The 13,893-nt window shown below is 68.3% G+C and carries 10 protein-coding genes and 1 pseudogene; 5 read left to right on the plus strand and 6 right to left on the minus strand.

Annotated elements, in window-relative coordinates; all coding sequences use genetic code 11:
* Nucleotides 1-12: 12 nt before the first annotated feature.
* The 5 genes from atpD to AB6A66_RS12840 form a co-directional block, all read right to left on the minus strand.
* Complete coding sequence (atpD, locus tag AB6A66_RS12820; protein WP_371056194.1) at nucleotides 13-1,437, minus strand: F0F1 ATP synthase subunit beta; 1,425 nt, start codon at nucleotides 1,435-1,437, stop codon at nucleotides 13-15.
* Between the two features lie 19 nt (nucleotides 1,438-1,456).
* Nucleotides 1,457-2,335 carry a F0F1 ATP synthase subunit gamma gene (locus tag AB6A66_RS12825; RefSeq protein WP_371056195.1) on the minus strand — a complete coding sequence of 293 codons (879 nt, stop codon included), beginning with the start codon at nucleotides 2,333-2,335 and terminating at the stop codon, nucleotides 1,457-1,459.
* A gap of 29 nt (nucleotides 2,336-2,364) precedes the next feature.
* Nucleotides 2,365-3,903 (minus strand): F0F1 ATP synthase subunit alpha, encoded by a 1,539-nt coding sequence (gene atpA / locus AB6A66_RS12830; RefSeq protein ID WP_371056196.1) that lies wholly within the window; start codon nucleotides 3,901-3,903, stop codon nucleotides 2,365-2,367.
* Nucleotides 3,904-4,470, minus strand: a complete 567-nt coding sequence (locus AB6A66_RS12835) for a F0F1 ATP synthase subunit delta (RefSeq protein ID WP_371039106.1) — start codon at nucleotides 4,468-4,470, stop codon at nucleotides 3,904-3,906.
* Between the two features lie 297 nt (nucleotides 4,471-4,767).
* Nucleotides 4,768-5,508 carry a class I SAM-dependent methyltransferase gene (locus AB6A66_RS12840; RefSeq protein WP_371056197.1) on the minus strand — a complete coding sequence of 247 codons (741 nt, stop codon included), beginning with the start codon at nucleotides 5,506-5,508 and terminating at the stop codon, nucleotides 4,768-4,770.
* A 62-nt stretch (nucleotides 5,509-5,570) separates the two neighbouring features.
* Here AB6A66_RS12840 and gloB point away from each other — a divergent pair.
* The 3 genes and pseudogenes from gloB (at nucleotide 5,571) to AB6A66_RS12855 (ending at nucleotide 9,909) form a co-directional block, all read left to right on the plus strand.
* A pseudogene (gene gloB, locus AB6A66_RS12845) lies at nucleotides 5,571-6,465 on the plus strand (hydroxyacylglutathione hydrolase).
* Nucleotides 6,466-6,619: 154 nt separating this feature from the next.
* Nucleotides 6,620-8,944: an ATP-dependent Clp protease ATP-binding subunit ClpA gene (gene clpA / locus AB6A66_RS12850; protein ID WP_371056198.1), complete on the plus strand. Its 2,325-nt coding sequence runs from the start codon at nucleotides 6,620-6,622 to the stop codon at nucleotides 8,942-8,944.
* Nucleotides 8,941-9,909, plus strand: a complete 969-nt coding sequence (locus tag AB6A66_RS12855) for a M23 family metallopeptidase (protein ID WP_371056199.1) — start codon at nucleotides 8,941-8,943, stop codon at nucleotides 9,907-9,909. Before clpA ends, AB6A66_RS12855 begins: the two co-directional genes overlap by 4 nt.
* Here the strand turns inward: AB6A66_RS12855 and ade are convergent.
* Nucleotides 9,896-11,602, minus strand: coding sequence for an adenine deaminase (gene ade / locus AB6A66_RS12860; RefSeq protein ID WP_371056200.1), 1,707 nt, complete (start codon nucleotides 11,600-11,602; stop codon nucleotides 9,896-9,898). The two genes, AB6A66_RS12855 and ade, sit on opposite strands and share 14 nt — an antisense overlap.
* Before the next feature lie 118 nt (nucleotides 11,603-11,720).
* Between ade and AB6A66_RS12865 the strand changes: the two genes are divergently transcribed.
* Together AB6A66_RS12865 and AB6A66_RS12870 are read left to right on the plus strand one after the other, a co-directional pair.
* The gene (locus AB6A66_RS12865) at nucleotides 11,721-12,761 is read left to right on the plus strand and encodes a carbon-nitrogen hydrolase family protein (RefSeq protein ID WP_371056201.1); all 1,041 of its coding nucleotides are present in this window, start codon (nucleotides 11,721-11,723) and stop codon (nucleotides 12,759-12,761) included.
* On the plus strand, nucleotides 12,758-13,882 hold the full coding sequence (locus tag AB6A66_RS12870; protein WP_371056203.1) for a cupin domain-containing protein: 1,125 nt from the start codon (nucleotides 12,758-12,760) through the stop codon (nucleotides 13,880-13,882). Before AB6A66_RS12865 ends, AB6A66_RS12870 begins: the two co-directional genes overlap by 4 nt.
* The last annotated feature ends 11 nt before the right edge of the window (nucleotides 13,883-13,893 follow it).

Consider the following 13,893-nt stretch of genomic DNA (forward strand, 5'->3'; position numbering starts at 1 on the left):
GTCGGGCCCGGCTCAGGCGGCGTCCGCCGCCATCTTCTCGGCCTTCGCCTTCACGTCCTCGATGCCGCCCACCATGTAGAAGGCGCCCTCGGGCAGGTGGTCGTATTCGCCGGCGACCACGGCCTTGAAGGAGGCGATGGTCTCCTCGATCGGCACCTGCACGCCGGGCGAGCCGGTGAACACCTCCGCCACGTCGAAGGGCTGGCTGAGGAAGCGCTGGATCTTACGCGCCCGCGCCACGGTCAGCTTGTCCTCTTCGCTGAGCTCGTCCATGCCGAGGATCGCGATGATGTCCTGCAGCGACTTGTAGCGCTGAAGGATGCCCTGCACGTCGCGCGCCACCTGGTAGTGCTCTTCGCCGACCACCGAGGGATCGAGAATCCGGCTGGTCGAGTCGAGCGGGTCCACGGCGGGGTAGATGCCCAGCTCGGAGATCGCGCGCGACAGAACGGTGGTCGCGTCGAGGTGGGCGAAGGAGGTCGCGGGCGCCGGGTCCGTCAGGTCGTCCGCCGGCACGTAGATCGCCTGCACCGAGGTGATGGAGCCCGCGCGCGTGGAGGTGATCCGCTCCTGCAGTGCGCCCATGTCGGTCGCGAGCGTCGGCTGGTAGCCCACGGCCGAGGGGATCCGGCCGAGAAGGGCCGACACCTCGGAGCCCGCCTGGGTGAAGCGGAAGATGTTGTCCACGAAGAACAGCACGTCGGTGCCCGACTGGTCGCGGAACTGCTCGGCAAGCGTGAGGCCCGACAGCGCCACGCGCATCCGCGCGCCCGGCGGCTCGTTCATCTGGCCGTAGACCAGCGCCACCTTGGACTTGGTCAGGTCTTCGGCGTTGATCACGCCCGACTCGATGAACTCGTAGTAGAGGTCGTTGCCCTCGCGGGTGCGCTCGCCGACCCCGGCGAACACCGAATAGCCCGAGTGCACCTTGGCGATGTTGTTGATGAGTTCCTGGATGAGCACCGTCTTGCCCACCCCGGCACCGCCGAAGAGGCCGATCTTGCCGCCCTTCGAATAGGGCGCGAGCAGGTCGATGACCTTGATGCCGGTGACGAGGATCTCGGACTCCGTCGACTGCTCGACGAATTCCGGCGCGCTGGCGTGGATCGGGCGCCGCTCCTCCGTCTTGACATCGCCCTTCTCGTCGATCGGCTCGCCCACGACGTTCATGATGCGCCCGAGCGTCCCGTCGCCGACGGGCATGGTGATCGGCCCGCCGCTGTCGGCAACCTCCTGTCCGCGCACGAGCCCCTCGGTCGCGTCCATCGCGATGGTGCGCACCGTGTTCTCGCCAAGGTGCTGCGCGACCTCGAGAACGAGGCGCTTGCCGTTGTTGTCTGTCTCGAGCGCGTTCAGGATCTCGGGCAGGTGTTCATCGAACTGAACGTCCACCACGGCGCCGATGACCTGCGTCACTTTACCTTTTTCATTTGCCATGTCGGTGTCTCCGGTTCCGTTAGAGCGCCTCGGCGCCCGAAATGATCTCGATCAGCTCGTTGGTGATGACGGCCTGTCGGGTGCGGTTGTACTGGATGGTCAGCTTGTCGATCATCTCGCCCGCGTTGCGCGTCGCGTTGTCCATCGCCGTCATCCGGGCGCCCTGCTCCGAGGCGCCGTTCTCCAGCAGCGCGGCGAAAATCTGCGTCGCCACGCCCTTGGGCAGCAGATCCGCCAGGAGTTCTTCCTCGCCCGGCTCGTAATCGTAAAGCGTGCTCGCCGCGGCGTCCTCCTCGGGGGCGTCGAAATCGGCCGGGATGACCTGCTCCGCGGTGGGTTCCTGGCTGACCACGTTGATGAAGCGGGCGTAGTAGATCGTGGCCACGTCGAATTCGCCGGCGTCGAAACGCTCGAGAACGTTCCGGGCGATCGCCTGCGCGTCGCCGTAGCCCACGCGCTTCACCTCCGACAGATCGACGTGATCGATGAACTGGTCCGCCCATTCGCGCCTCAGCACGTCGCGGCCCTTCTTGCCCACGGTGAGGATCTTCACAGTCTTGCCGTCCGCCGCAAGCTTTTCCGCGTGTCGCCGGGCCAGCTTGGCGATGTTGGCGTTGAACGCGCCGCATAGGCCGCGCTCCGCCGTCATCACGACCAGCAGGTGCGTCTGGCCCGACCCGGTCCCGGCCAGCAGCTTGGGGGCATTCGCGGTGTCGCCCACCGAAGCGGCGAGTTGCCCCATCACGGCGGCGAACCGCTCGGCGTAAGGGCGCGACTGTTCGGCCGCATCCTGGGCGCGGCGAAGCTTCGCCGCCGCGACCATCTGCATGGCGTTGGTGATTTTCCGGGTCGACTTGACCGACTCGATCCGGTTCTTGAGGTCCTTTAGGCTTGGCATGCGCCTTGTCCTTCGTCCCGTGGATCAGGTCAGCTGAAGTCCTTGGCGTACTCGTCGATCACCGACTTCAGCCGGTCCTCCGCGTCGCCCTTGATCTTCGGGTCCTCGTTCGTGATCCAGTCGAGCGTGTCCTTGTGCTTGCCGCGCAGGTGCTTGAGCAGCCCCTCCTCGAAGCGGCGAACGTCCGCCACCTTGAGGTCGTCGAGATAGCCCTTGGTGCCGGCGAAAACGACGCAGACGATCTCGGCGTTGGTCAGCGGCGAGAATTCCGGCTGCTTGAGAAGCTCGGTCAGGCGCGCGCCGCGGTTGAGCAGCCGCTGCGTCGAGGCGTCGAGGTCCGAGCCGAACTGCGCGAAGGCCGCCATCTCGCGATACTGCGCGAGTTCCAGCTTCAGCGAGCCCGCGACCGACTTCATCGCCGCGGTCTGCGCCGCAGAGCCCACGCGGCTGACCGAAAGGCCGGTGTTCACGGCCGGGCGGACGCCCTGGTAGAAAAGCTCCGTCTCGAGGAAGATCTGGCCGTCGGTGATCGAGATCACGTTGGTCGGAATGAAGGCCGACACGTCGCCAGCCTGCGTCTCGATGATGGGCAGCGCGGTGAGAGAGCCGGCACCGTTGTCCTCGTTCATCTTTGCCGACCGCTCCAGCAGACGGGAGTGCAGGTAGAACACGTCGCCCGGATAGGCCTCGCGGCCCGGCGGGCGGCGCAGCAGAAGCGACATCTGGCGGTAGGCCACGGCCTGCTTGGAAAGGTCGTCGTAGACGCAGAGCGAGTGGCGGCCGTTGTCGCGGTAGTATTCGGCCATGGCGGTGGCCGAATAGGGCGCGAGATACTGCATCGGCGCCGGGTCGGAGGCGGTGGCGGCCACCACGATGGAGTACTCCATCGCGCCGCTCTCCTCCAGTTTCTTCACGAGCTGCGCGACGGTCGAGCGCTTCTGGCCGATCGCGACATAGACGCAGTAGAGCTTCTTCGACTCGTCGTCGCCCGCCGCATCGTTGTAGCTTTTCTGGTTGAGCATGGTGTCGAGCGCCACGGCGGTCTTGCCGGTCTGCCGGTCGCCGATGATCAGCTCGCGCTGGCCGCGACCGATCGGGATCATCGCGTCGATCGCCTTGAGGCCGGTCGCCATCGGCTCGTGCACCGATTTGCGCGGGATGATGCCGGGCGCCTTCACGTCCGCGACGCGGCGCTCGGTCGCCTCGATCGGGCCCTTGCCGTCGAGCGGATTGCCGAGGCCGTCCACGACCCGGCCCAGGAGCGCGTCGCCGACCGGCACGTCCACGATGGACTTCGTGCGCTTGACCGTGTCGCCCTCGCCGATCTCGCGGTCCGAGCCGAAGATCACGATGCCGACATTGTCGACCTCGAGGTTGAGCGCCATGCCGCGGATGCCGCCGTCGAACTCCACCATCTCGCCGGCCTGGATGTTGTCGAGGCCGTGGACCCGGGCGATCCCGTCACCGACGGAAAGGACGCGGCCGACCTCGGCAACCTCGGCCTCTTCGCCGAAGTTCTTGATCTGCTCCTTCAGGATCGCAGAAATCTCGGCTGCTTGGATACCCATCTATCCGACCTCTTTCATTGTATTCTGGAGAGAGTTGAGGCGCGAGCGGATCGAGGTGTCGATCATCTTCGAGCCAACCTTGACGACAAGACCGCCGATGAGATCCTCATCGACGGTCGCATTGATCTTAACGTCCTTGCCGAAGCGCGCCTTGAGCGTCTCGCCGAGTTTCTGCGACTGCGCCTTCGTCAGCGCCTTCGCGCTGATCACGTCGGCCGTCACCTCGCCCTTGTGGCGGGCGATGCGCTCGCGCAGTTGCGTGACGAGCTGCGGCAGCACGAAGAGGCGACGCTTCTGCGCCATGAGGCCGAGCGCGTTGGCGAGCGCGGGCATCAGCTCCATCTTCGCCGCGACCGCGGCAATCGCACGCTCCTGCGCTTCCCGGCCATAGATCGGCGAGGAAATGAGATCCCGAAGCTCGGGGCTGTCCGCCAGCGCCTCGCCCAGCGCATCCGCCCCCGCCTCGAGCGCGTCGAGAGAGTCGGCCTCGAGGGCGATCTCGAAGATGGCGGTGGCGTAGCGCGCGGCGATGCCAGAGGAAATCGATGCTGTTTCGGACACGTCCACCCTTCCGATGTCAAGCCCCGGCCCGTGGTCGCACGAAACCGCGCCCGGGGACGTTGAGGCGCCCGGCGGGCGCTGGCAGCAAAATCGGCGTGGGTGTAGCAGAGGCTTTGTGACTGGGCAACAACCTAAGCCGCCTTTTGCATGGCGCCGCGAAGTCCCTGTGCAAGCGGGCCCGATCGGGCCCGGCCGGCCGCGCCCCGGGGCCGCCACGGCCCGGGCTCGCTGCGCCTGCGAAGCGATGATTCCCGCACCGCGGCAATCGCGGCCGGTCTCGCGCAACGTCCTCGCACGCGCCCGTCAGGCGGGCTTTGCCTCCGGCGACGGGGCGAGCACCCCGAGCGGCTTTCGCGCCTGCTCCTTCGCGCCCGGCCCCGCCGGCGCCGAGACGCGCTTGGACACCTCGACCATCAGGACCCCGCCGGCGAGGCCGGACGACAGGCTCCGGCCCATCCGTTCCCACATGGCGCCGGTCTTCATCCAGAAGCGGCGGCTGCTCGGCGGCTGGAAGAGCGCCGCGGCATGCCGTTCGGTCACGAAGTCGTGCGCCCGCAACTGCGTCTCCAGCTGGGACATCGTGTAGGGTCGGCCGTATCCGAACGGCGTGTCGTCGCTGCGCGACCACAGACCGGCGCGGTTCGGCACGATGAACATGGCGCGCCCGCCCGGTCCGAGCACGCGGTGACATTCGCGGAGAAGCTCCGAGGGCCGCTCCGACGTCTCCAGCCCGTGCAGCACCACGAGCCGGTCCACGTGCCCCGTCTCGATCGGCCAGAGCGTCTCTTCGCTCAGGAGGGCGACGTTCGGCAGCCCTGACGGCCAGGCCATGACCCCCTGCGGCGCCGGCATGAGAGCGACCACGCGCCGCGCCTCGCTCAGGTAGGGGCGGAGCAGGGGAACCGCGAAGCCAAAGCCCGCCACGGTGCGCCCCTTCGCCTCCGGCCACAGTGTCCGCAGGTGGTCACGGATCGCCCGTTGCGCCGCGCGCCCGAGGGCGCTGCGGTAATAGAAGTTTCGCAGGTCCTGCACGTCCAGATGCATTGCGACCCATGGGGCAAATCGGCAAGGCTGGGACGAGCATAGCAACCGAGAGACGAAACACCATGCCCCTCGAGATCGTCACCGTTCCCTGCCTGACCGACAACTACGCCTTTCTCGCCCACGACCCCGAGACCGGCACGACCGCCGTCGTGGATGCGCCCGAGGCCGGGCCGATCCTCGCCGCACTGGAAGAGCGTGGCTGGCGCGCCGACCTGGTGATCCTGACGCACCACCACGGCGATCACGTGCAGGGCCTCGCCGACATCATGGACGCCCATCATGCAANCCGAGGCCGGGCCGATCCTCGCCGCACTGGAAGAGCGTGGCTGGCGCGCCGACCTGGTGATCCTGACGCACCACCACGGCGATCACGTGCAGGGCCTCGCCGACATCATGGACGCCCATCATGCAAAGGTGGCCGGCCCAGCGGACGACGTGCACCGGCTTCCCGCGCTCGACATGCAGCTCGCCGAGGGGGACGAGATCGAGATCGGCGCCGAGCGCGGAAGGGTCATCGAGGTGCCGGGCCACACCACCGGCCACATCGCGGTGCACTTTCCCGAAAGCGGCGTCGCCTTCACCGCCGACAGCCTCATGGCGCTCGGCTGCGGGCGCGTGTTCGAGGGCACGATGGACCAGATGTGGGCCAGCCTGTCCAAGCTCGCCGCGCTGCCGCCGGAAACAATGATCTGCTCCGGCCACGAATACACCCTCGCCAACGGAAAATTCGCGCTGTCCGTTGAACCGGGCAACGCCGACCTTATTTCCCGGATGGAAGAGACGGAAAAGGCCCGCGCAGACGGCCGACCGACCGTCCCTTCCAGACTGGGGCTGGAACTCGCGACGAATCCATTTCTGCGTGCCGCAAGCCCGGACATCCGCGAAACCATCGGCATGCCCGATGCCTCCGACGCGGACGTGTTCGCGGAACTGCGGCGCCGGAAGGACGAATTCTGAGCCTCGCGGCGGGACAACACGACGCAGTGAAGCCGATTGTGAAGCGCGCTTCCAAGAAAATGCTTGAAGCCGGTCGGTGATCGACCAAACTTTAACCAGCAGAGCCCATCGTCGGAGACACACCTCCGTCGGCCAAGACCAGAGGAGCACGCCCGTGCCGTCATTCTCGACCACGCTGGAACAGGCAATCCACTCCGCGCTGGCGCTGGCCAACTCGCGCTCGCACGAGTTCGCCACGCTCGAGCACCTGCTGCTCGCGCTCATCGACGAGCCCGACGCCGCCAAGGTACTGAAAGCCTGCAATGTCGATACCGAAGACCTCCGCGGAACGCTCGTGGACTTCATCGACGACGACCTTTCGAACCTCGTCACCGACGTGGAAGGTTCGGAGGCGGTGCCGACCGCCGCCTTCCAGCGCGTGATCCAGCGCGCGGCCATCCACGTCCAGAGCTCGGGCCGCACCGAGGTGACGGGCGCCAACGTGCTCGTCGCGATCTTCGCCGAGCGCGAGTCGAACGCCGCCTACTTCCTGCAGGAGCAGGACATGACCCGCTACGACGCGGTGAATTTCATCGCCCATGGCGTGGCCAAGAACCCGGCCTACGGCGAAAGCCGCCCGGTGACCGGCGCGACCGAGGCCGAGGAAGAGCAGGCGCAGGCGTCCGAGCAGGCCGACCAGAAGGAATCCGCGCTCGGAAAGTATTGCGTCGACCTCAACGAGAAATCGCGGCGCGGCGACGTCGATCCCCTGATCGGCCGCGACACCGAGGTGGAGCGCTGCATCCAGGTGCTGTGCCGCCGCCGCAAGAACAACCCGCTTCTCGTGGGCGATCCGGGCGTCGGCAAGACCGCCATCGCCGAGGGCCTCGCGCTCAAGATCATCCGCGGCGAGACGCCCGAGGTGCTGCGCAACACCACGATCTATGCGCTGGACATGGGCGCACTTCTGGCCGGTACCCGCTACCGCGGCGATTTCGAGGAGCGGCTGAAAGCCGTCGTGCAGGAGCTGGAGGACCACCCCGATGCGGTACTCTTCATCGACGAGATCCACACCGTGATCGGCGCCGGCGCGACCTCCGGCGGGGCGATGGACGCCTCCAACCTCCTGAAGCCCGCGCTTCAGGGCGGGCGGCTGCGCACCATGGGCTCCACCACCTACAAGGAGTTCCGCCAGCACTTCGAGAAGGATCGCGCGCTCAGCCGCCGGTTCCAGAAGATCGACGTGACCGAGCCCACGGTCGACGACACCGTGAAGATCCTCAAGGGCCTCAAGCCCTATTTCGAGGATCACCACGCGGTGAAGTACACGGCCGACGCGATCAAGTCGGCGGTCGAACTCAGCGCGCGCTACATCACCGACCGCAAGCTGCCCGACAAGGCGATCGACGTGATCGACGAGGCCGGCGCGGCGCAGCACCTCGTGGCGGAGTCGAAGCGTCGCAAGACCATCGGCGCCAAGGAGATCGAGGCGGTGGTCGCCAAGATCGCCCGCATCCCGCCCAAGAGCGTGTCGAAGGACGACGCCGAGGTGCTCAAGGATCTCGAGGGCACGCTGCAGCGCGTCGTGTTCGGCCAGGACCAGGCGATCGTGGCGCTGTCGTCGGCGATCAAGCTTGCCCGTGCCGGTCTGCGCGAGCCCGACAAGCCCATCGGCAACTACCTCTTCGCCGGCCCGACCGGCGTCGGCAAGACGGAGGTCGCCAAGCAGCTCGCCGACACGCTCGGCGTGGAGCTTCTGCGCTTCGACATGTCGGAATACATGGAAAAGCACGCCGTCAGCCGCCTGATCGGCGCACCTCCGGGCTATGTCGGCTTCGACCAGGGCGGGCTGCTCACCGACGGGGTGGATCAGCATCCGCACTGCGTGCTCCTGCTCGACGAGATCGAGAAGGCGCACCCGGACGTGTTCAACATCCTGCTGCAGGTGATGGACCACGGCACGCTGACCGACCATAACGGCCGCTCGGTGGATTTCCGCAACGTGATCCTGATCATGACCTCGAACGCGGGCGCCACGGAACAGGCCAAGGCCGCCGTCGGTTTCGGCCGGGAACGCCGCGAGGGCGAGGATACCGCCGCCATCGAGCGCACGTTCACGCCCGAGTTCCGCAACCGGCTCGACGCGGTCATCAGCTTCCAGCCGCTGCCGAAGGAGGTCATCCTCCAAGTGGTCGAGAAGTTCGTGCTGCAACTCGAGGCGCAGCTCATGGATCGCAACGTCGCCATAGAGCTGACGAAACCGGCCGCGGAATGGCTCGCCGAGAGGGGGTACGACGACAAGATGGGCGCGCGCCCGCTTGGCCGCGTGATCCAGGAGCACATCAAGAAGCCGCTCGCGGAGGAGTTGCTCTTCGGCAAGCTCGCCAAAGGCGGTGTCGTTCGCGTCGCCATCAAGGACGGCAAGATCGACCTGCAGATCCAGGGGTCGGGCAAGCCGCGGCTTTCCGGCAACAAGCCGCCCCTCCTGACCGCGGAGTGACACGGGCGCTCGCGCTCGCATGGCTTCTCGCCCCCGCCGCAACCGCGGCGGGGGCGCTCGACCTCGGGTCGCCCATCGTTTGCCCGGAAGGCCGAACCTGCTTCATCCAGCAATACGTGGACCGCGACCCGGGCCCCGGCGCGCAGGATTACACCTGTCAGGGTCTCAGCTATGACGGTCACAAGGGAACAGATTTCGCGCTGGCCACGCATGCCCAGATGGCAGAGGGCGTGGACGTGATCGCCGCCGCACCGGGTGTGGTGCGCGGCACGCGCGACGGGATGGCCGACATCGTCTTCGAGGCGCGGATGGAGGCCACGCTCGACGGTCGGGATTGCGGCAACGGCGTCGCGATCCGCCACGAGAACGGCTGGGAAACCCAATACTGCCATCTGCGCCGCGGGTCGATCACCGTGCGCACCGGAGACGAGGTGGCGCGCGGCGACGTGCTGGGCCAGGTCGGCCTCAGCGGCCGGACCCAGTTCCCGCATGTGCATATCTCGGTCCGCGATGCGGAGGGGCAGGTCGTGGACCCGTTCGACCCGGATGGCGAACTCTCCTGCGGCGCCCCGCCTGCGTCCGACGCGATGCTCTGGACCGATCCGCCCGCCTACGTGCCGGGCGCGCTGCTCGACGCGGGCTTCGCCACCCGCGTGCCGGACTATGCGGCGGTCAAGGCGGGCGCGGCGCGCGAGGCACTTTTGCCCGACGCTCCGATGGTGCTGTTCGGCTATGCCTTCGGCGGCCGGACGGGCGATGAGCTCGCGCTCCGCATCGAGGGGCCGGACGGCATCGTCGTCGAGGACGTGAGCCGCCTCGACAAGCCGCAGGCGCAATTCTTCCGCGCCGCGGGCCGGCGCAGCCCCCCGGGCGGCTGGGCACCCGGCGATTATCGCGGGGTCGTGGAGTTCCGCCGCGCGGGAGAGGTCATCGGCACGCGCGACGTGCCGGTCACCCTGCGCTGATCACCTCGAAGCGGTCCACGTCCACCATGCCGTGATCGGTGATCTTCAGATGCGGGATCACCGGCAGCGCCACGAAGGCGAGTTGCAGGAAGGGTTCGGCCAGCGTCACGCCCAGCGCCTTCGCGGCCGCGCGCAGCTCCCTGAGCCGCGCATGCACCTCCTCGAAGGGCGCGAGGCTCATCAGCCCGGCCATCGCCAGCGGCAGCTCGGCCGTCACCGCGCCCGCCCGGGCCACGACGAAGCCGCCGCCGATCACGGACAGACGGTTCACCGCCACGGCCAAGTCGGCATAATCCGCGCCGACGGCGACGATGTTGTGATGGTCATGCGCCACGGTGGCGGCGATCGCGCCCTCCCGGATGCCGAAGCCCTGCACGAAGCCGGTGGCGATGTTGCCGTTCCGCCCATGCCGCTCCACCACCGCAACGCGGGCGAGATCGCGCGCGGGATCGGGGCGCTTGTCGCCGTCCTCGGGCGCGATCTCAGAGGTCAGATGCGCGGTGATGATCTTGCCCGGCAGGATGCCGATCACGGGCGTCTCGGCCCGGTTGCCCGCGCAGCGGAAGCTTTCGGGGCCGACGCGCGGCGCGTTCACGCTGCGGGTCGCCACGGGCGGCACCGTCTCCCGCGTGGCGAAGGCGGCTTCCGTCGCCTCGACCCCCCCGCACCAGACACGGACGGCGCGGCAGTCCTCGAGCGACTCCAGCGCCACGATATCCGCCCGCTTGCCCGGCGCGATCTGGCCCCGGTCCTTCAGCCCGAACGCCTCCGCCGCCGAGAGCGAGGCGGCGCGATAGACCGCGAGAGGTGGGCGGCCCGCCGCGATCGCCGTGCGGATCATGTGGTCGAGATGGCCCTCCTCGGCGATGTCGAGCGGGTTCCGGTCATCGGTGCAGAAGGCGAGATAGGGCGCGGTGCGCTCGGTCAGAAGCGGCATCAGCGCCGCGAGATCCTTCGAGACGGAACCCTCCCGGATCAGGACGCGCATGCCCTTCTGCAGCTTCTCCCGCGCCTCCTCTGCGCTCGTGGCCTCGTGCTCGGTGCGGATGCCGGCCGCCAGATAGGCGTTGAGCTCGCGCCCGGAGAGAAGCGGCGCATGCCCGTCGATGTGCTGGCCCCGGAAGAGCTCCAGCTTGGCGAGCACGTCCGGCTCGCCATGCACGACGCCGGGATAGTTCATCATCTCGGCCAGCCCGATCACCTTCGGGTGGCCCATGAGCGGCGCGAGGTCCGCCGCCTCCAGCCGCGCGCCGGCCGTCTCCATCGCGGTCGAGGGCACGCAGGACGAGAGGTTCACGCGCAGGTCCATGACCATCCGCTCGGCCGCGTCCAGGAAATAGCGCAGCCCCGCGAGCCCCGCGACGTTGGCGATCTCGTGCGGGTCGCAGATCGCCGTGGTGATCCCCCGCGGCGCCACGCAGCGCTCGAACTCGAAGGGCGTGACCATCGAGCTTTCGACATGAAGGTGCGTGTCGATGAAGCCCGGAACGAGGACGAGGCCCGAGACGTCCACCTCCTCCCGGCCGTCGTAGCTTTCGCAGGTGCCGACGACGGTGTCGCCCGCGATCGCCACGTCGCCGTCCAGCAACTCCCCGGTCACGAGGTCGAGCACCCGGCCGCCCTTCAGCACGAGATCGGCGGGCGCGCGGCCCGCGCCCTGGGCGACGAGAGAGGCGAGATCGGTGCGGGACATGGGCGGGCTCCTTCGCGGCTGGCCCGATGATGCCAGCGCGCGGGCGAAAGGCAACCGCCCGGCCAGATTGACAGGGTGCGGCAGGCTGGTAGCGTTGCGCGGGGGAGGAGCGCGCGCCATGCTCAGGGAATTTCCGGTCTTCACCGCCGCCGCCGTGCAGGCCGCGCCGGTCTATCTCGACGCCGCGGCCACCGCCCAGAAGGCGGCGCGGCTGATCGGAGAGGCGGCGGCGAAAGGCGCGAGGCTCGTGGTCTTCCCCGAGGTCTTCGTGCCCGGCTATCCCTACTGGAACTGGATCACCGACCCGGTGACCGGCAGCGCCTGGTTCGAGAAGCTCGTGCGCGCCTCGGTCTTCCTGCCCGGCCCCGAGATCGAGACCGTGGCCGCCGCGGCGGCCGAGCACGGCGTCTACGTGGTGATCGGGGTGAACGAGCGGAGCCCGGTCTCGCTCGGCGCGCTCTACAACACGCTCGTCTTCCTCGGGCCGGACGGGACGATCTTGGGCCGGCACCGCAAGCTCGTGCCCACCTGGGCCGAGAAGCTCACCTGGACGGGCGGGGACGGCGCGTCGCTCCGGGTCTACGACACGGAAATCGGCCCCCTGGGCGGGCTGGCCTGCGGCGAGAACACCAACACGCTTGCCCGGTTCACGCTGCTCGCGCAGGGAGAGCTGGTGCACGCGGCCTCCTACATCTCGCTGCCCGTCGCGCCGCCCGACTACGACATGGCCGAGGCGATCCGGCTGCGCGGCCAGTCCCACAGCTTCGAGGGGAAGGTCTTCACCGTCGTCGCCACCTCCACCATCTCCGAGGAGATCATCGCGGCGATGGAAGGGGTGCGCCCCGATGCCCGCGCGCTCCTCGAGCGCAAGTCCTCGGCCTGGTCGGGCATCATCGGGCCCGACGGGCGCGAGGTGGTGCCCGGGCTCGTGGACGAAGAGGGGATCGTCACCGCCGAGATCGATCTCGCCCGCTGCATCCAGCCGCGGCAGATGCACGACATCACCGGGCACTACAACCGCTTCGACATCTTCCGGCTCGAGGTGAACCGCACGCCCCATGCCGCCGTCTCGCCGCGCGACCCGTCCACGCCGGGCGAGGGGCAGGCCGCCGGAACCGCGCCCGCCGGGCCGATCGTCACCGAAGGAGACGCCCCATGAACGCCAAGGATCAACGCGACGACATTCTGGGCCGCGCGCGTGTGAAGGACGACGAGGCGCTCCGCGCCTATTACGACGAGCTCGCCGCCTGCGAGACCGGCGCGCTCTGGACCGTGGCCAACGACATCGAGCCCTGGGAGCCCACGCCCAAATCGGCGCCGACGATCTGGCGGAGCCGCGACCTGCGCGAGAAGGTGCTGGCCGCCCTCGATCTCGTGAAGCCCGAGGATGCGGGACGCCGCGTGGTGTTCCTGCGCAACCCGAAGCGCAAGGACGTCTCCGCCTGCTGCGGCTGGCTCTTCTCCGGCATCCAGGTGATGCGCCCCGGAGAGGCCGCGCCGGCGCACAACCACGCGGCCTCGGCGCTGCGCTTCATCATGGAGGGCGCGGGCGCCTACACGGTGGTGGACGGGCACCGCCTCACGCTGAACGCGCGGGATTTCGTCATCACGCCCAACGGTACCTGGCACGAGCACGGCGTGCTGGAGGATGGCGAGACCTCGATGTGGCAGGACGGGCTCGACATTCCGCTGACCAACGCGCTCGAGGCCAATTTCTACGCGGTGCACCCCGAGGACTGGCAGAACTCCAACCTGCCCTTCGACGCGAGTCCCGCGACCTGGGGCGCGCCGGGTCTTCTGCCCGCGACCGAGAACTGGGGCGCCTTCTACTCACCTTTAATGAAATACGGCTGGGACAAGACCTACGAGGGGCTGCAGGCCTACGCGAAGGTGACCGACGGCGACCCGTTCGACGGCATCTACATGCGCTTCGTGAACCCGAAGACGGGCGGGCACCCGATGGCGACGATGGGCGCCTCGATGCAGATGCTGCGCCCGGCCGAGCACACCAGGGCGCACCGGCACACCGGCAACGTGATCTACCAGGTCGCCAAGGGGCGCGGCTACTCGGTGATCGGCGGCGTGCGCTACGACTGGGAAGAGCGCGACATCTTCTGCGTCCCGCCCTGGACCTGGCACGAGCACTGCAATCTCGACGAGGGCGAGGACGCCTGCCTCTTCTCCTTCAACGACTTCCCGGTCATGGAGGCGTTGAAGTTCTACCGCGAACAGGCCTATCCCGAGAACGGCGGCCACCAGGACGTGACCGCGACGGCCTGAACGGGGGACAT

The organism is Rhodosalinus sp. K401 (assembly GCF_041365735.1).
In the GTDB taxonomy this organism is placed as follows: domain Bacteria; phylum Pseudomonadota; class Alphaproteobacteria; order Rhodobacterales; family Rhodobacteraceae; genus Rhodosalinus.

Coding starts and splice junctions, on each gene's coding strand:
- atpD (WP_371056194.1), bottom strand. CDS start 1,437: ATGGCAAATGAAAAAGGTAAAGTGACGCAGGTCATCGGCGCCGTGGTG.
- AB6A66_RS12825 (WP_371056195.1), bottom strand. CDS start 2,335: ATGCCAAGCCTAAAGGACCTCAAGAACCGGATCGAGTCGGTCAAGTCG.
- atpA (WP_371056196.1), bottom strand. CDS start 3,903: ATGGGTATCCAAGCAGCCGAGATTTCTGCGATCCTGAAGGAGCAGATC.
- AB6A66_RS12840 (WP_371056197.1), bottom strand. CDS start 5,508: ATGCATCTGGACGTGCAGGACCTGCGAAACTTCTATTACCGCAGCGCC.
- ade (WP_371056200.1), bottom strand. CDS start 11,602: ATGTCCCGCACCGATCTCGCCTCTCTCGTCGCCCAGGGCGCGGGCCGC.
- AB6A66_RS12865 (WP_371056201.1), top strand. CDS start 11,721: ATGCTCAGGGAATTTCCGGTCTTCACCGCCGCCGCCGTGCAGGCCGCG.
- AB6A66_RS12870 (WP_371056203.1), top strand. CDS start 12,758: ATGAACGCCAAGGATCAACGCGACGACATTCTGGGCCGCGCGCGTGTG.